Here is an 18,621-nt window from a genome sequence, read left to right as displayed (position 1 = left end):
TAAGTGGCTACTTTTTAGCTGATTGAACCAACAAATTAGGCGGTTTTAGCGAAATTTACGCCACCCGCTGCACAGTCACTTAGCCCATAAAAAAGCCACGAATTAACGTGGCCTATTTAGGAGACAACGAGTCAAACTTAACGCAAAGGCGCTGCGTGCGCTGCCGCGCTAAAAATACTGTTCATCAATAGCACGTTCAAACCGTCTAAATAAGCACGGTTTGTTGGCTCTTGCGTAAAGGCGATGACCATACCTTTGCCACTGGGCTGATGAATTAAAAAGGGTTTGTAGGCTAACTGCTGAGTCACTTCAGGCCATAAGTATCCACTGGCTAATACGTTTTTCTCATCGGCAAACCACGCCAAATTCTTCCCAGAGGCCAGTTTTATCGGACTATAAATACTATTACCTACGACCATTGCAACCAGCTTAGGATTCACGCCTGCAGTTAACCAGTGCTCTTGGTCCACTTCAACATTTGCCAGAATACCCGCGACATAATCAGGACTTTCGTCATTGTTTTCAGTGGCTTTAATCAGCTCAGCTTTTGACGTAATCAACTTTCCAGCTACCGTTGATTTTTTGTCTTCTGACTTAACTGCGGCCTCTTTTTTAAACAAATTTTCTCGTTGTACATCAAGCAAATTAATATCTGCTTGAGCAGCAAAGCGGGTGGCACTGCCAATAGTCAGCAACACACCGCCTTGATTTACCCATGCCTGAATGTTTTCTGCACCGGCTTTACCTAAGGCTTGGGCATAATTACCGGAGGGTAAAACGAGCACTTGATAGTGACTTAAATCAGCACTGGCCAAGCGGTTAGAACGGATGGCCGTGACGGGGTAATTAAATTGACGTTCTATAACAAAACGAGTATTGCCGGCACTTAATGAACTGGTTGGCTCATCCCATGCCATCGCAATATTAGGGGCACGCATTGCAACGGTATAACCGCTACCAAAGCTTGGACCATCGGTTACCCAACTGCTATCTACCCCAACAACTTTAGCCCCCGTTTGCATGGCAAGATCACTTACTTGCTTGGCCACGTTGTTATCATTGGCTTTCACTTCAATAATCAAGGTTCCTGCTGGGTAGGTATTTTTATTATCAAGCACAAAGGCTTTATCAGCACTTTTAACCCTTAATCCAGCTTGCAAGGCCCCCGTTAGAAAACGACCTGCAGCCATATCGCCCCAAGGCACTAAGTACGCGACTTTAGCGCTTGGATTGAGCACTTCACCTTGCAGTGCCGTATTGGCGTTTACTGAGGTACTGGCAACATCGACCTCTTTGCCGCAACTATTGGTCTCGATATTAAACATCAAGGGTAACGACCAACCGGTAACGTCATAAATTTCGTCGTTAAGTTTACGCGCCCGGCGGCGTTCTTGCTCTTTTATAAAAGCGTCTGACATATCCACTTGCGAGGTAAACGTTGTTTTCACAAACCGTCCACGTGGCTGTGCAGTATCAATATAATATGCGCCAGTAGCATAATTAACTCCGCAGGCTCTAAAATCTTTGCTAGCTTGTTTTACTTCCACGCCATGCTGGGCCATTAACGTAGCTAGGCGATGGGTACCTGCTTTGTCACGCACATTTGGCATGATAAATACCCTTTCAGTTTTGTCGTTTTTACCTTCAATAATGGCGTTTTCTTGATAACGGTAAAAATCATGCAGAATCTTTTCACGATTGTCAGCGACGGCTTCGGCTGTGGCAATTGACGCCACAAAGTGCCGTTCGATGGTATCGATATAGAGCATGGTTTCGCCATTTGCTTTGCGATATAACTCACCACGACTTGAGGAGACTTCGTAAGTTGCCGCCGATGCCCCATAGAAGGTGGGCCAACTGTCGCCATAGCCCGGATAAAACGCATCGAATATTTCACGGGTAAAATAGTCAAAACCGTGCTGATCAAAATTACGGCCTATGTTTTTGCCGATTATCGCGGTGTTTTCTAATTGCGCTTTGCTCATGTGCGGATTGATTGGCTCAGCCGCAGGCGGAAAAAAGTAACTTTCGTCGCCGCCCATTTCATGCAAGTCAATGACGACTGTCGGTTTGTAATGATTGAGTAGTTTTACTCTACCGGCAGTTTCTGGTTGGGTTATTGCTAACCAGTCTCGGTTCATATCAAATAAATAGTGATTGCTACGCCCGTTCGGCCACGGCTCGTTTTGTTCTGCGCTTAAACGGTCGCCACTATGGCTCATGCCAACTGTGGCGTAATACCGGCTAGTAAAACGGGTGCGACCATCTGGGTTTTGCAAGGGGTCGATAAACACCAAGGTATTGGCGAGGATCTTTTTATTGCGTGGGTCATTAGGCGCTGCCAACAGATGATAAGCGGTCATCATCGCAGCATCGGTGCTACTAATTTCGTTTCCATGAACGCCATGTTCTAACCATACAGAAGCCGGCAGGGTATCAATTAGTTGTTTAGCGGCTCTTTCGTTCGTTACGCGAGGATCTGCGAGTTTTTGCATCTTAATTGCAAATTCATCTAACTTCGCAATGTTCTCTGCTGAGCCAATCACAGCATAAATCAACTTACGCCCTTCCCAAGAACGCGCATATTCAAAGACCTTAATACGCTGCGGTGCGGCCTGTTGTAATGCCTCAAAAAAGCGCAACATATCGCTATGATTAGTAATGCGCTCGCCCACTTTATAACCGAGCACTTGGGTATGCGTAGGAATCGTTTGGTCGTAGTCGGTGGCCGACAATGGGGAGTTACTTTGTTTTGCAAATGTGGGATTAATTAGCCCAAAGAAGCTTAAAGTAAAAAGTAAAATACAAAGGTGGGTGAATCTCATTGATTTTCCTGTTGGTGACAGACTGCAACTTAATCGCATACTATCAGCGAGATACCCTGTTATTCAAAGTTAATTCATCGCATCCACCGCCGTTTTCATCCTAAATAGACTTAATTCAAAATGAACTGAAGGCTTATCTTTAAAGGTATATGACAAGCTTGGGCAATTGACAGTCAGCACTAGTGTGCAAACCTCAGTTTTTAATGCCATGACTTTAGCTGTTTGACCTTGCCCACACTGTAGTACGAATACACGTTCAAATTAAGTGGACGTCCTTTCAATAATTTTTCTAAATTATCTCTCACTTACACCATGAAGCGAAGGTGTTGAGTAACGTAGCGCCGTTGTACATTTGATACGCCGGACAAGGTAAAAATACGGGTTTAAATTGAAGGTATTAGACTAACGAGACGATTGAATTCATTAGGGAACATGATAAAGTTGACTCGTTAGTCAATAAGCATTGTGCTATGGACTTAGCTAATATATTTAGGTTGTATTACAAATGTAGGTGTAAGGTATCGGTTGGATACTAGCCAGTTGATTGACTTAATAAACGGAATGCAGAGTTGAGCAGTAATAACGTAGACGACAAACAGTATTTTGAGCTGCTAGAAAGAATTAAATACACCAAACCTCAGACGCTTAGAAAACTTATGCAAACTGAGGGGCTGTTTAGTGGTTTAGCCCCTGCGTTAGTCCAAAAATTAATCCGCGAAGTTGATCATCTTTGGATTAAATGTGATCGTCCAATCGATTTACGCTACAAAGAAGATGGTTTGGTTATCGGTCGCTTTGACTTATTAGGTACCACGCATTTTATTGATAGCAGTTCAAAACGGCTGTTGTTGGATGAAATCAAACGCTTCGATGACACCTACACTATAGGCGTATACGAAAGCGTTAAATCTAATTTTGAAAAAAACAAAGCAGATTTAGCCTTATCTCAGCGTTTAAATGAACGTGACATCAACTTAGTTAGATTTAACGAAACAGAATACCGCAGTGAAGAGCGCATGAATCTGGCGATTTCTGCCACATTGTATTGCTTACCCGACGCTGATGTGGCTATAGATTTTGTGCCCCGTACCAAGATGTTAAAAGATGGTTTACCCGTCGTCACCTCTAACATCAGTCACCATGGTTTAAAAATTAAAGCCCCTACTAAATTTAAACGCGGGCAATTAGTGATCATCACCTTTGATGATCTTGAAAAGGAATTGGTCTTCAAGCAAAACATGATTATTTACAAAGTCATGGTGTGCAAACCCAATCCAAAGAGCGATGTGTTTGATTCAATGTTAAAGCTGGAAAATATTGAAGCGAATGATGAGTTTAGTCATTATGTTAAAAACCTCATTTTTAGTCATAAACATAAATACAAAGTTGATTTAGATACCATTTACACCTCTGCTCAAGGCAAAGGCTATGAACAATATTATATTGATTTAACAGATGCCTTAGTATTGTTTGCCAACGAAAAAAATATCATCACCCATGTATTGAGCGACTTAAAACGCCAGAGTATTCAGCCCTTTGTTTTTTCTGAAACCAACTTCCTTTGCGCATTGCTGGCCAAAGATAAAGTTATTGATTATTTAATAGATCATCAGCACTGTTATTATTTTGTTGTACGCCTAAAACAAAAACAAAGTCAAAAAGTGGTTTTTTTCAGCACTATTATCAAAAAAGAGGCTGAGATTTATTCGCTGCTGCAGCACTTTAAAGGCAGTGTCAGTGCACGACTATTTAAACTGCAGATGGATGATGTTGAAACAGAGCGTGCCCTGTTAAATTCCACCATACCGGAAGAAGCCCAAGTTAACTATGGCACACAGCGCATCCATCGATACTCGAAAAAAGCAGAAGACATTGTCAGTCAATTTGAGCGTTTAATAAGCCTCATACCCGTAAGTGCAAAAGTGTTAGCCAGCCTGACTTTTACTGATCAGCCTTACAAGCCAAGGGTTGAGGATGTATTTAAACCGCACAGTAGTCTAGCATCTAATATCCAAACCATTATGCCTGAGACCAATGATGGCCGAGCTGAAGACAGGTTTTACTATCAAACATCAGTGACGATTTCATATTTAAAGTCCAGCTGCAACGCCATCACTGAAACCATTTCATCTTTAGGTTTGAGTTGCCGTATTGACGGGAATACCCACTTTAATGTTGGTACGGTTATCACCGTGAGTTTTGATGAATTTGCCGAACGAAACACCAAGTATGCCTTGCGCCTTTGTAAATATACCGTGGTAGGGTTTAAAGACGGCGTAGTGCGAGCGTCTAACCAAGCCTTTAGTAATCACGACGGACGTACCTTTTGGCTGGCCTTCATTCTGGATAAATTAGACCAGCTAAAAGTACAAGGACGCGATCAGCAGGCCTATGGCTTGAGCCGCGCCTTACGTAATTTAGCCGCAAGTAATACCCCCGTGGTTAATCTTTTTTACACTACCTACAAAGCACGGATGGTAATAAGTAGTGTGGCGGTCCCTAAAACACTGGCCATGTTCCAAGAAAATAAAGAGTTGGGCCAAAGTTATATTAACATCATAAAGGGCTGGTTTTATCATCACGATATACGTAAAGAACTGCAACATATGGTTCGTGACGCTGCAGAAGAAAGAAGCACTCAGTACGCGGTACTAGTGGTCTCGACCAGCCGCCAAGACAAGATAGAGGTGCTACAAAAAGCCACGCTGATCCGCAACGCTGAATTAACACCTGAATTGTTAGGCAACACCATCAAGTTCGCTCAATTTAAGGGCAGGATTATGCGCGTGTTTGAGTTAAAGCTGAATCCAACTCGCAATGAATTTAACCGCTATTACCATGATGAACTTAACTATATTAAAAGTTTTGCGAATCATCGTTATAAAACCTTAACGCAAGAAATAGCGAACATTAAAGGCATGATACAAGCCACCAACATTACTGATTTAGTACCTGAGTTAATGCTGACAAAAAAATAAGACATTGATAAACGGTTTAGCAAGGTACGCTCTTGTCATCGAAAAAACGTGGCTAGATCAGAAGCTCAGACAATTTGCAGTGCCTTCACCCGGTATGAGCTTAACAAGCGGCTATTTGATAGCCGCCTCAACTCAATACACTTTAGAGTTATTGCCCATAAGCCACTAGGCCCGTAATCTGGCGTCGCGATCAAAAACGTTTTACATCTGAACAAAAGTCACACAGCAAGCGGCTACACACCCTAGGCTTTATTTTCAAACGAGGTCTCTTCGTACCAATCTTCCATGTTGTCGTACATCTCACCTTTGAGAATGAAATACGGTGATTTGCAGTAAATTTTAATATCGTGAAACGGGTCGGTGATAATTTTTGTCATCCATACCAAACCTGATTGCAGGCCCATTAATTTAAATAAAAGCAAGGTTCTAAAAGCAATAGCACCCAACCCTACTACCAACCAAATAATGGCCATATTGTTGATAAAAGCCATAAACGTAGTGGCAGGGCTAAACACCCCAAAAAAATCAGGTTTAACGTATAGCACAACAGGTACTAGTGCCCAAATCGACAATAACACCACTTTGCGATTTAAGTTGTAACCTACCTTTACGCTTTCTTTGTATTCATGCGAGGCGTTATTCACTTCATCATAGGTTTTAGGCTCAAAGAAAAAATGCCCGGTTTGACGCAGCACCATCGCCAATAACCAACCGACAAGGGCAGCGGCCGCCGGGTAATAAAAAACCAATATATAACTGACTAAAAAACAGCTGGCACTGAGTAAATGCAAAAACTGATTTATACGATTATGGTGATAATACCGGTGGTCATCCCAACGTTGTTTTTGCAGCTCTTGAAAAAAAGTCATGGCTAGTTCCTTGATAAGTATTGTTATTAAAAAATAATTAGGCGCCATCATCAGCGAAAGATGATGGGTCACCGTGGCAAGTTGGGTGCCCTTGTAGTAGGGCTTCACCCATTTTTATTGGACTGCCTTGCGCTACTCCCTGACACAGTTGGTAATGCTCTGTTGCAAACACTATGATGGTCGAGCCGTGCTGAAAATAGCCCATTTCTTGGCCTTTATTAAAACGAGCATGACAAGACAATAAATTAGGGCCTTTGTATCGCAAATCCAGCACCTTGGGCAAAAAATGAAACTTCATGCTCGCCACCAAAATCGCGGCAACGGGCACCAAGGTAATGCTGCTCGATTTGTCGCCCAGTAGTAGTTCAATAACCGCACGTTCGTTTTTACAAAACAGTTTTTCAACCCGTTTTAAGGCAACAGGATTTACGTTCCACGTATCACCAGAGATGTAATTAACCTGCTTTACTTGGCAATCAACGGGGGCATGAAAACGATGGTACATACTAGACTTCAAGCGCAGTGTCACAAAAAAGCCATTGCGGTATTTGTGCGCCAAACGTACATCGGGGATGAGGTCATTCAACTCATAGGGAAAGCCTTTGGCTTGAAACACACGATTACCCTCTACTCGGCCACACGCTCCTACAATGGCATCACAGGGGCTGACTACAATGTCAGATTGCTGATTGATTGGCCGCAGTCCATCTTTGAGCTGACGAGTAAAACACTCACCAAGGCTATTAAATTCTTGCTGTTTGGCGTCTTGTAAACGTAAGTCTTCGGCAAACCACTGCCACACCCTTATCGATATTTTCGCCAGCCATGGACTTTGAATTTGACTGTACCACCCCATAAACAAGGTTAGCCAGCGCCTGGGTATGCGATTCGTCAGTAAAAAGTTAAGCTGCTCTTGTTTACTTAAAGGTTGAGCAAGGATTTTCATCATCAGGCAACCGTGCGTTGTTGATGATAAACCGCCGGACAATCTAAGCCCAAGTCAGTTAAAAACTGCTGCATAATGGGTTCAGCTTGATAGTCGTTGGCACGTTGACGTGCCTTTTGGCCCATAGCACCTTGTTGTTTTTTATCAGTAAAAAATTGCACAATATGCCGCGCCATTGCCTCTATATCATCCACCAAATAACCGTTTACCTCGTGCTGAATAATGTCTCTTGGGCCTTTGCAGTTATAGGCGATAGTGGGCATACCATGCACAAAAGCTTCAAGAATAACGTTACCGAAAGTGTCAAAACGCGAGGGAAATACAAATAAATCTAAGCCCAAATATAAGGCTGCCAATTGTTTTTTGTTTTGCCAACCGAGGTATATGGCATCAGGCAGTTTTTGTTTTAGCTTTTCTGTTGCAGGGCCAGCGCCCGCAATTACAATTTTTAGCTCTGGCAGTTGTTGTTTGGCTATGGCCACAATTTTTGGCAAATCAAAAATGCCTTTCTCTTGGCTGATACGACAAGCGATAAAAAGCACGGGAGTGTCTTCTGTCGCACCGGGGAACAAGGTGTCTTTGTGCACTCGTTGCACTTGCATATCACGGGCTTGGGTATGATGCGCGGTCAAAAACACTTGCTCTTTGTTTAGCTGCATTTCATGGCCTGTCAGCCAGGCTTTATGCTCTTGATTAAGCACAAAAATACCGTCGTAGCGATTGTACAAGGCACGCATTAAACGGCGCACTCGGTCACGCTCATACTGATTCAAGTCAGTAGTATGTTTTATAAAATCAATCCAGTCGGTGTGCATAAAGAAAAAACTGGGAACATTAAACATCTGTTGTAAAAACAGCGAGACCACTGCCATGGGTCCTTCTGTTGAACATACAATCCGGTCGTAGCCTCCCTCGTAAAATATGCGGGCTATTTGCATAATATCGGGGATACGAATTTGTTGTTCGCCATAACGTTGCACATCAAACTCAGCAATGGGTTTAACCACATGTAAATGAGACTCGGCTTGTGCTTCACTATGACAAATGAGAAAGTCGATAGGTAAATCGGCTCTTTGAATTTCTTTTAATTTACCGGACAAGGAGGTTGAAACACCGTTTTTATCTAACAAGGTATCGGTTAAATACAAGGCGCGTTTGCTGTGTTGATTTTTGCCTAGGTGCTGGGCAAATTGATTGAGTAACTCACGGTTTTGATACAACACTCGGGTCGAAGCCAGATTTGAGCCTGCCAAGATAATACTAATGAGTACCGGAAAAGATAAGTTATCAAATATCTTGCCCATATTAACGTTACTCATGTTGTCTTGGCGTTTACCTTCCCCTAAAAATAACGCGGTGAGTTGACTAGGGATTTCTAGTTTACGCGTCAGCTCTTCAGTTGAAAAACTATCAAGCAGTAGCCCTTGATGTTTATCAATCGCACTGGCTATGCGTTTAGCAATTAATTGATTTAAGTGAGTAAATAACTCACTCATGGCGACATTCACGGTTTCAATATAGGTTTCGGGTTTATTGCGTTTAGCGTCAGCAATACGTTCTAGCTGGGTGATGCAAAATTTATAATCTTTGGATACTTGCCATTTAAGCAATTTGTTGGGTTTTTTACCTTGAAGCGCATCATGGACAAACGAAAAAAACTTCATGGTTTTTTTATGCTTTTGCATTTCAAGCATGATGTTACTCACCGCAAAGCAGCCAATTTTGTCCCAAGTAGATCCGCGATGGAGCAAAATACGCAGTAAACCAGGATCCTTGATTTTAGTGGCCACCTGCGAAAAATAATCTAACAAGGAAATATTCAACTTTTGGTTTTCAGCAATGTGACCAAAAGGTGCAATATCCCCTTTTTTAAGGGCTTCGAGGGCTAAAGCAGAAGGGCTTTGGGTGAGTAATCTTTCTTGCAGATTTGGCACATATAGATATGAACCACACTGCCCTGCAAAAATACCGGTGTGGTCATCCGAGCCGCCCGTCAGGATCTTGGGCTTTTTAGGGTCAACCCCAAATGTAACGGGGTTAAGGTTATGGCGCAGGGCGTATTGCTTAATTTTTTCTGGAGTAAGACTTTGCACCCAGTTTAAGGTCAACACACTTTGCCACAGATCACGCTGACCGTTTAGTACTTCAAAACGAGAAAACATCACCGCAAGTTTTTCAAATAGAGACAAATCGATTTTTTCATTGCGAGTATAAAAATACAGCGGATGGGGCAAAATCACCGGAATATCTTGCTCTGCGCAATAGCGTAAAAAGTCATAAATATTCTGTCTTTTTTTATTTAAGACCACCTCTTGTTCACGACTAAAGCCGTACGTCAACACATGAATAAATAACTCGTATTCTGGGAAGTAGCAGGTGAACTCAGCGCCAACCAGCACATCAATGCCTTTGTCTTGTAATTCCCAACACGAGCGAGCATTGTTGTGATTGGTGATGGTCACCACGCTATTCCCATTGGCTTGCAAGGTGCTATGCAACTTTTTAGTTTTTAACCAGGTTTCAGGTAAGCGTAAAATACGCCCCCATAACTCATCAGGCACATCACTGTTGTGATCATGGCAATGAAAATCGATCTTAAGGCAGTTTTTGGGGTTAAAACGTTGCCCCTGCTCTTGCAAAAATTCGGCGTATTCGTTAGCCAAACGTTGTCGAAATTGTGGTTGTGCCCCTAGGCTTATTCGCTCAGACATATTCACCCCGCCTTTGTTAAGTTGCTTTCTTCACTCGGTGGTAAGCCAGTTGCATCGGATACCGTTGATACAGATAAAGGCTTGGGTAATAGTGTTGCAATAATGGGATATTTGGTGCCCAGCATATCCATCAAAAACTGCCGTTTAATGCGTTTATTGGTCAGAGCCGGCGACTGCCACCACCACTGATCCTCTTGCATTTTTTTTGCGGATTTAATAAAACAGCTGATGACCTGCGCAAAGTCCTCATCAGTAAAATTAAAGCTCATAATCAAACGCCCGGTGCCTGTCCAGCTCAGCTCAATACCATTGTTTTTTAGATAGAACTGCAGCATCCAGTTGTAGCGACTGGGTAGGGTATAAATTACTGATAATATCGAATGGATATTGCTAATTTGAATGGGCAAATTTTCTTGGTTTAAGCGACGATTAAAATGCTCGACGCGTTGGTTCCATAGCGCTTCTGATTGCGCATACTGCGCTTGGATTTCGGGGCCTTGAATGCGTTTTAAAAACACATTCATGGCGCCCATCACATAAGGGTGTGAGTTAAACGTCCCGCGAGCAAATGATACATTTACTGGCCTGTCATCTTGAAAACGCTTCATCAGTGCATGAGTCCCGGTTAATACCCCAATAGGTAACCCCCCTCCTAGCGTTTTACCATAGGTGACCATGTCAGCTTGAATACCGTAGTACCCTTGTGCGCCGCGATAACTAAGGCGAAAACCGGTAAATACCTCATCAAAAATCAGTACAATCTTATGCTCGCTACAGACTTGGCGAAGCTGTTTTAACCATGCCACATAGCGCGGTTTATCAAAGTGAGTACTGCGGTCACTGGCCACCAAGGCAGCATCAGAGGGCGCATCAGCATTAGGATGAAAGGCTTGTAACGGATTAATCAACACGCAAGCGATGTCTTTACGACTGCGTAATACTCGCAAGCTATGCTCACTGTAATCAGCCAAGGTGTATACATCATGAGTTACCCGAGTATTGCCAATGCCAGGTTGGACGCCATCCCACCAACCATGATACGCACCGCAAAAACGCACTAAATGAGTCTTGCCAGTATGATAGCGGGCCAAGCGTACAGCTTGCATCACGGCCTCTGTGCCCGACATATGAAATGACACTTCATCAAGCCCAGACACTGCTTTAATCATTGCAACGTTTTCACTAATCAATGGGTGATACGCGCCCAGCACAGGGCCAAGTTGCTTGGTTTGAGCGATACCTTCTTCCATGCACTCTTTATAAAAGTCATAGCCAAATACATTCACACCATAAGAGCCGCTGAGGTCATAGCGCCAGTTACCGTCTAAGTCACACACTTTTAGGCCCTTAGTTTCTTGGGCGATAGAACTGAGTGTGAAGCAAGGCGCGAGCTGATTACGGTAGGGAAAAGGAATACGGTAATGACTGGTAAACCGCACATCTGAAATACTGTTTTCTAAATTTTGGCTATGGCTTAAGGTCTGCGGACAACAGGATTCAATGTCGTCTTGCAGTTGTTTAATGGCTTGGCGCCGCTGGGCCACCACCTTAGGGGGTGCGCCATCACTGTTGTAAAAGCGCTCTGCGTCGTAACTAAAAAAAGGAATAAAGCGGGCCACGCGCCGCGACCATTTGCTATGCCCACGTAAGGAGGGGTGTTTTGCTTTGGATAATTGCAAACGCACAGACAGTTTGTACAGCAGTAAAACACAAATGCTGATAACCAGCAGATAGACCAGATTAGATTGACTCATTGTTACTCAAATCACAGCACGTTTAGCTAAAACTAACATGGCTATTTGAATAATTTATTTCACTTTATAGACGATTGTGTGACAAGTAACTGGATGACAGATAACGCGGCTGCAAACACTGTTTTAACGAAGTGCTTGCAGCAATCGTGACTGCTAGTTTGTTTGCTGGGCTACGTTAAGGGATTTTTTATCTTCACTCCGGGCTTTTAACGCTAACAAACAGGGGGTGAGGATTAAGGTCAGTAAAGTAGCAAAGGCTAAGCCACCTGCTACAGCAGTTGCTAATTGCGACCACCACTCAGTTGAGGGGCCACCGATATCAACATTACGACCAATAAAATCAATATTAATTTCTGCCACCATGGGCAATAAACCCAAAATCGTGGTGACCGTAGTTAACATAACCGGGCGTAAACGCTGGGCGCCCGTACGCAAAATGGCTTCCATCGCTGGAAAACCTTGTTTGCGTAAAATGTTATAGGTATCAATGAGGACAATATTGTTATTCACTACGATGCCTGCCAAGGCAATCACACCGATACCTGACATCACAATGCCAAAGGGCTTTTGAAAAATAACTAAGCCTAAGAATACGCCAACCGTCGAAAACACCACTGCACTTAAAATCAGAAAGGCTTGATAGAAACTATTAAATTGTGTGACCAAAATAATCGCCATAACAAACAATGCGACTAAAAAGGCTTTTTCTAGAAATGCGGTTGATTCATCTTGTTGTTCGTTTTGCCCCTTGATAGTCAGCATGACTCTGGGGTCGAGATTCAAGTCAGGTAATTGAGCTTGTAACAGGGGTAACTCTTTGCTCAGTAGTTGCCCTGGCGCCATATTCGCTTCAACACTGATAACACGATTACCATCGATATGACGAATAAGGTCAGTTTTGGGTTGGGCGGTACGTTCGACAAAATTACCAATAGGCACCATACCTGTTGGGGTTTTCATGCGCAGTTCATCAAGCTTACCAATAAAGCGTGAATCAATGGGATAACGCACGCGAATATCTAACTCGTCATCTACGTCGTCTGGGCGATATTCACCGATTTTTAAACCATTGGTGACAAACTGCACCGTGCTACCCACTAGTGTGGCGTCTGCACCAAATCGGGCCGCATCACTGCGATTCACTTTTAGTTGCCATTCAATTCCGGGTTTAGACGCCGTATCACTGATAGAGGTGAACTTGTCGTTGTTATCCAGTGCATTGCGGATTTTCAGCGCGGCATCATTGAGTAATTCAGGGAAACGGGATGACAATTGTATTTGCAGATCTTTACCCGATTGAGGGCCATTTTGGTCGGCTGAAATTTCAATATCTAATCCCGGCAAGCCTTTTAAACGCGCTTGAGTGTCTTTGAGAACCTCATCTGAATGCGCACGATAATGCCAATCCACTAAATTTAAACGCAAGTAGCCGATTTGATCTTGTCCACCAGTACGCACATACAGGGTTTCGATTTCATCCATATCGATAATTTTGCTTTCAACATCGCGCATTATCTGATCTTTTTCGTAAATCGACATATCGCTGGCAGAACGCACATTAACGTTAATACCCGGCACATCGACGTTCGGGAAAAACTGGGAACCCAAGCCCGACAAATTAAATGCGGTAATCGACAAGATGGCAATAATAATGGCTGAACCTAGTATTTTCCAAGGATGCTCGATGGCTGTCGCAAGTACATTGACGTATTTACCCGTAAAGCCACTGAGATGGCGAATATCACCACTTTCAGCTTCATGCAGTTGGCGTTTTGTTTCTTCAGACACATAACGGGGTTTGCCAAATACACCGCCCAGTACTGGCACAAAAATAAGTGCCATCAGTAAGGAAGCCGACAACACCGCGATAAGCGTAAAGGGTAAATACTTCATAAATTCACCCATCATGCCTGGCCAAAACATCAGCGGCGCAAAGGCTGCTAACGTCGTGGCTGTTGAGGCAGTAATAGGCCACGCCATACGCTGAGCAGCAAGGCCATAGGCTTTTTTCTTGTCCATGCCTTCACTCATGCACCGGTCGGCGTATTCGGTGACGACAATCGCCCCATCCACCAGCATGCCCACTGCCATAATCAGCGAGAACAACACCACCATATTCAGGGTATAGCCAAATAACGCGATGATCAGAATGCCGGTTAAAAATGAGCCGGGTATAGAAATACCCACCAATAAGGCGGTGCGCAAACCCAAAATAGCCACAATCACCACAGCCACTAAGATGATGGCGCTGGAAACATTGTTTTGCAGATCGTTGAGCATCATGTTCACGTCAACACTTTGGTCACCGGTGTAACTGACATTTATACTGGCAGGCCAAATGGCTGAGTTTCTGGCAGTTTCAATCAAGTCTTTTACGTTTTGTACGGTGGCCAACATATTTTCGCCAGGGCGCTTTTTCACTTCCAATGACACCGACACATCACCATTGACTCGAGCAAAGCTTGAAGGGTCTTTGTACGAACGTCTGACCTGCGCTACATCAGCAAAAGTAATAACGCTATCACCCTGCACTTTTACCGGCTGCTCCATCACATCTTTGACTGACTCAAAAACCGACGGCACTTTTACTGCAAAACTGCCCTTGCCGTTGTCCATCGTACCGGCGGGCACAAGGCGGTTATTTCGAGAGAGCAAATTAAAAATATCGTTTTGATCAAGCCCATATGACTCCATCAACAAGGGATCAACCACAATTTCAACCATGTCTTCACGGTCGCCACCCATGGTCACTTCAAGGACTTCACTCATGCCTTCTAAGCGATTTTTTAGCTCACGAGCAACGGTGAGTAATGCTCGCTCAGATACTGGTCCGGATAACACCACAGTGATGGCAGCTTGCTGTCCGGCCATGGTCACTTCGTGAATAGTGGGCTCTTCTGTTTCAGTAGGTAATTTAGCTCGTGCAACCGTGACCTTGTCACGTACATCAGCCAGGGCGGCTTGCGAGTCTAAACCGGGGAAAAATTCCAAAGTGACATTGGCAAAACCTTCTCCGGCGGTCGCTTTCATCTCTTTTACCCCATCGATTGAGCGTAACTCTCTCTCCATGGGTTTTACTAGCATTCGTTCAGCGTCTTCGGGTGAGATACCGTCGTGTACAATAGACACGTAAATAACCGGGATGGGTACGTCAGGATTTGATTCGCGGGGAATAGTCGCGTAGGTCACTGCCCCTGAAATAATCAGCAAGACAAAAATCATTAATACGGTGCGGGTTCGGCTTAGTGCCGCTTGAATTAGCGCGTTCATTGACTCACCGGCTCGCTATATTCTTCGCTATACACCACTTCAACTTTGTCACCATCACGCACAAAACCTTGACCTAAGGTGATAACGTCGGCCTGCTCACCCATGCCACTTAACCACACACCTTGGCTGTCGCTTTTAACAATATCAATGGGCACAAATTTTACATGCTCATCCACCACGGTTTTTACCCCTAGATTCCCCTCTTCATCGAGCGCCATGACCGCTGGAGTAATTAACATTGCCCAGGTTTTATGCAGTGGCAAAGCCAATTCAGTACTCATGCCCGCTAAACGTTTATGTTCGGGATTAGGCACGGCCACTTCGATTTTGAAGGTATTGGTACCTTGGTCTGAAACACTTGAAATATAACGCACCGAACCTTGTAGAACGTCTCCGTTGGTCATGCGCCCTGCTGCGACTTGGTCTAACTCAATGCCTTGCACATTATTTTGTGTGACATTAGCGGTGATCACTAAGGGATCTAAATCAACTAAGCTGGCAATCTGATCTCCGTCTTTTAGCAAGTCGCCAATCTCAACAAAACGCTGGTTAATAACGCCATCAAAAGGGGCAGTAATCAGCGCGCGTTGCACAGCCAGTTCTAACAAACTGACCTCTGCTTTAGCGCTTGCTAAATTCGCTTTCGCTTGTGCTAAATTTACCTGAGATTGATAACCTTGCTTGCCTAATGATTGGGCGCCATCTAATTCAATTTCCCGTTGTTTAAGCATCGCTTTTGCTGATAACAACCGGCTTAATGAATCGGCATTATCAATCTGAATTAGCTGTTGACCTTGTTTAACAAACTCTCCCTCCCTGATAAATATTGCTTTAACAAGGCCCTTTACCTCGGCTCTTAAGATAGCAACTCGGTCGGGCTCAGTGCGGCCATATAGGGTGATTTCACGATTAACCTGTTCTGCCTTAAAACGCGTTGCATTGACTTTAACTAGCGGGGAAATACGATGTTTGTCAACATGATTTGGATTCACCTTATCGTCGTTAGATAGCATTCCAGAGCCAACCCACAACACCAGAAGTACCACAATAGCGAGGGCTATCCAGATAGGTTGTTGCCGAATTTTAGTCATTACCGCAGCCATAGTTCATCCATACTATTTTAAGAGCGGTTAATTTAACCTTTTTTACTGACAAATCGCAGAGTTAATGTACTAAACAATATTAAATATATGTTACTAGATGCAAATGAACAGCATTAATCCGATGAGCTCAAGATGGCTTTTACTTGCTTCCTGACCTCGGCGTAAGGCTGCTGCTCACACAGGCCAAACCCTGACAGTTTAGCCGCGCGAGAGCGCACAAAAAGCGGCATGCTCATGGCGGTCAAAAAATGGCAGTAGATACTTTCACTCATTGCGATATCGGCTTTGTTCTCAAGATAAGTAGACAATGACGCCATAGCCTCCGAGATCGTTTGCCTATCCGGCATAGCGGGTAAAGCAACGCGCTCCAAAGTAGCGGTTTTACCCTGACACACACTGCAATGACCACAATTCGTGGGAGCATTGTGGTCATCAAAATAACGCGCTAGGTTGTAACTCAGACAACGGTCTAATTCAAAAAAGCGTATCATTGCTGCTATACGCTTAATTTCTTTTTGCTCATTGTCCGCAAAATAGTGGCCAAGGTGAGCGGCCAATTCAGGGGTTAGCATGGCACCCGACTTAACCTCATACACATCCGTCATTAAGCGAGACTCGAGCTGAATATATTGATGTTCTGCCAAATACTCTAAGGCACTCACCACGCGATGCCGAGGCGCTTGATATTGCTGGTATATGGCATCAAAATTGACCACGCCCCAGATTTTTTTCATCTGAGTGGTATTAAAAACACAGGCTAAGAATTCGCGTCGCTCACCATCAAATAGATTAAGGATGTCGTTGCTGTCACGATTAAACCGCAACTTAAATTCAGCAAAGTAGGCATACAAAGATTTCAGTACACCTGCTAACTCTAATTGCACTAACAATGTTTTAAGCGGTAATTGGCGAATATTACTGATTTGCGATAATTCGTTAATCTGCATTTCCCAGGAGTAGGCTTGCTCAGTAAACTCAGATTCAGCGGAACTTTTAATGTTAGCAAGTACTCGCTTTATTGCATCAGCATCGGGGGTATCACCAAATACAAAATTTTCAACGGTAGTCAGACCGTCGAGATTAGCTAAAACTAAGCAACGTGAAACTTGACCGTCGCGCCCTGCTCGGCCAATTTCCTGACTGTAGTTTTCAATGGACTTGGGTAAATCGTAGTGAACTACAAACCGTATGTCTGACTTATCAATGCCCATACCAAAAGCAATAGTTGCCACGACGATTTGAACTTTTTGCTGCATAAATTCAAGTTGAATATGCTGGCGTAATTCATTATCTAAACCAGCGTGATAGGCCTTGGCCGACAAACCCTGTTGAATTAACAGTTGAGCAACTGCCTCAGCGGTTTTTTGCAAGGTAACGTAAACAATACCGGCTCCCGCTTGTTGTTTGAGCACGCTAATCAACTGATTGTTTTTCTGGGATTGGGCAACCGGTACGATATCCAGTTGTAAGTTTGCCCGATAAAAACCTGTTTGAACGATATGCCCAGGCGCAATCGCAAAACGCTGTGCCATGTCGTGTTTGACTTTTTTGGTCGCAGTGGCAGTGAGTAGCAGTACCAAAGGTATTTTTAGGTCTTGTTGGTAATCGGGAAGTTTTAAATAATCGGGCCGAAAGTTATGACCCCACTCTGAAATACAATGAGCTTCATCCACTACCAACATCGACAGAGGCACACTTTTAATAAACTGCCTAAATCGTTCGTTTTTAAAACGCTCTACCGACACCATCAAAATTTTACACGCCCCACTTCGAATATCCTGCATCACTTGCTGGTTTTGCTCAAAGCTGAGGGTTGAATCAATACTGGCAGCCGCAATCCCTTTACTGTGTAAAAACGCCAGTTGATCTTTCATTAAGGCCAACAAAGGCGATACCACTAAGGTGAGATGGGGCAATTGGCTAGCGACAAATTGATAACACAGAGACTTACCCGCCCCTGTTGGAAAAATGGCTAAGCTTGAGTGCCCCGCTAACAAATGCTCCACCACATCTTGCTGCCCCTGACGAAAGGTCTCAAACCCGAACAAGCGCTGAAGTTCAGTAGCCAAATGTTCGGTGCTGGGTTTAGGGTGCGCTGATGGCATCGGAATTTTGGGGGGGTTATCGTTCATTCGCTATCCCTGTCGTGATGTTGTCCAATAAGT

At 43.9% G+C, this 18,621-nt stretch carries 9 protein-coding genes; 1 reads left to right on the top strand and 8 read right to left on the bottom strand.

What is annotated here, in order from left to right; genetic code table 11:
- Window positions 1-137: 137 nt before the first annotated feature.
- Complete coding sequence (locus ACEN2L_RS13715; RefSeq protein WP_441744465.1) at window positions 138-2,825, bottom strand: M14 family metallopeptidase; 2,688 nt, start codon at window positions 2,823-2,825, stop codon at window positions 138-140.
- Between the two features lie 569 nt (window positions 2,826-3,394).
- Here ACEN2L_RS13715 and ACEN2L_RS13710 point away from each other — a divergent pair.
- The gene (locus tag ACEN2L_RS13710; RefSeq protein WP_441744464.1) at window positions 3,395-5,803 is read left to right on the top strand and encodes a hypothetical protein; all 2,409 of its coding nucleotides are present in this window, start codon (window positions 3,395-3,397) and stop codon (window positions 5,801-5,803) included.
- Window positions 5,804-6,045: 242 nt separating this feature from the next.
- On the opposite strand, the gene ACEN2L_RS13705 is transcribed toward ACEN2L_RS13710, so the two are convergent.
- The 7 genes from ACEN2L_RS13705 to ACEN2L_RS13675 all read right to left on the bottom strand — a co-directional run bounded on the left by ACEN2L_RS13705 (window position 6,046) and on the right by ACEN2L_RS13675 (window position 18,588).
- Window positions 6,046-6,672 (bottom strand): hypothetical protein, encoded by a 627-nt coding sequence (locus ACEN2L_RS13705; protein WP_441744462.1) that lies wholly within the window; start codon window positions 6,670-6,672, stop codon window positions 6,046-6,048.
- Window positions 6,673-6,709: 37 nt separating this feature from the next.
- Window positions 6,710-7,621, bottom strand: a complete 912-nt coding sequence (gene asd / locus ACEN2L_RS13700) for an archaetidylserine decarboxylase (RefSeq protein WP_441744460.1) — start codon at window positions 7,619-7,621, stop codon at window positions 6,710-6,712.
- On the bottom strand, window positions 7,621-10,329 hold the full coding sequence (locus ACEN2L_RS13695) for a glycosyltransferase (protein WP_441744458.1): 2,709 nt from the start codon (window positions 10,327-10,329) through the stop codon (window positions 7,621-7,623). Before ACEN2L_RS13695 ends, asd begins: the two co-directional genes overlap by 1 nt.
- Window positions 10,330-10,331: 2 nt before the next feature.
- Window positions 10,332-12,083: an aminotransferase class III-fold pyridoxal phosphate-dependent enzyme gene (locus ACEN2L_RS13690; protein WP_441744456.1), complete on the bottom strand. Its 1,752-nt coding sequence runs from the start codon at window positions 12,081-12,083 to the stop codon at window positions 10,332-10,334.
- Between the two features lie 153 nt (window positions 12,084-12,236).
- Entirely contained in the window at window positions 12,237-15,353 is a 3,117-nt protein-coding gene (locus ACEN2L_RS13685) for an efflux RND transporter permease subunit (RefSeq protein ID WP_441744454.1), read from the bottom strand.
- Window positions 15,350-16,456 (bottom strand): efflux RND transporter periplasmic adaptor subunit, encoded by a 1,107-nt coding sequence (locus ACEN2L_RS13680; RefSeq protein WP_441744452.1) that lies wholly within the window; start codon window positions 16,454-16,456, stop codon window positions 15,350-15,352. Before ACEN2L_RS13680 ends, ACEN2L_RS13685 begins: the two co-directional genes overlap by 4 nt.
- A 113-nt stretch (window positions 16,457-16,569) precedes the next feature.
- Window positions 16,570-18,588 (bottom strand): RecQ family ATP-dependent DNA helicase, encoded by a 2,019-nt coding sequence (locus tag ACEN2L_RS13675; protein WP_441744450.1) that lies wholly within the window; start codon window positions 18,586-18,588, stop codon window positions 16,570-16,572.
- Window positions 18,589-18,621 lie beyond the last annotated feature (33 nt).

This window comes from Flavobacterium sp. W21_SRS_FM6 (genome assembly GCF_052119645.1).
Classification (GTDB): Bacteria; Pseudomonadota; Gammaproteobacteria; order Enterobacterales; family Alteromonadaceae; genus Paraglaciecola.
This window is presented reverse-complemented; position numbering and strand designations above follow the sequence as displayed.

Bases quoted from the DNA above. Each gene is read 5' to 3' on its own strand.
- ACEN2L_RS13675 (WP_441744450.1), bottom strand. From the start codon at position 18,588: ATGAACGATAACCCCCCCAAAATTCCGATGCCATCAGCGCACCCTAAA.
- ACEN2L_RS13685 (WP_441744454.1), bottom strand. From the start codon at position 15,353: ATGAACGCGCTAATTCAAGCGGCACTAAGCCGAACCCGCACCGTATTA.
- asd (WP_441744460.1), bottom strand. From the start codon at position 7,621: ATGATGAAAATCCTTGCTCAACCTTTAAGTAAACAAGAGCAGCTTAAC.
- ACEN2L_RS13695 (WP_441744458.1), bottom strand. From the start codon at position 10,329: ATGTCTGAGCGAATAAGCCTAGGGGCACAACCACAATTTCGACAACGT.
- ACEN2L_RS13705 (WP_441744462.1), bottom strand. From the start codon at position 6,672: ATGACTTTTTTTCAAGAGCTGCAAAAACAACGTTGGGATGACCACCGG.
- ACEN2L_RS13680 (WP_441744452.1), bottom strand. From the start codon at position 16,456: ATGGCTGCGGTAATGACTAAAATTCGGCAACAACCTATCTGGATAGCC.
- ACEN2L_RS13690 (WP_441744456.1), bottom strand. From the start codon at position 12,083: ATGAGTCAATCTAATCTGGTCTATCTGCTGGTTATCAGCATTTGTGTT.
- ACEN2L_RS13715 (WP_441744465.1), bottom strand. From the start codon at position 2,825: ATGAGATTCACCCACCTTTGTATTTTACTTTTTACTTTAAGCTTCTTT.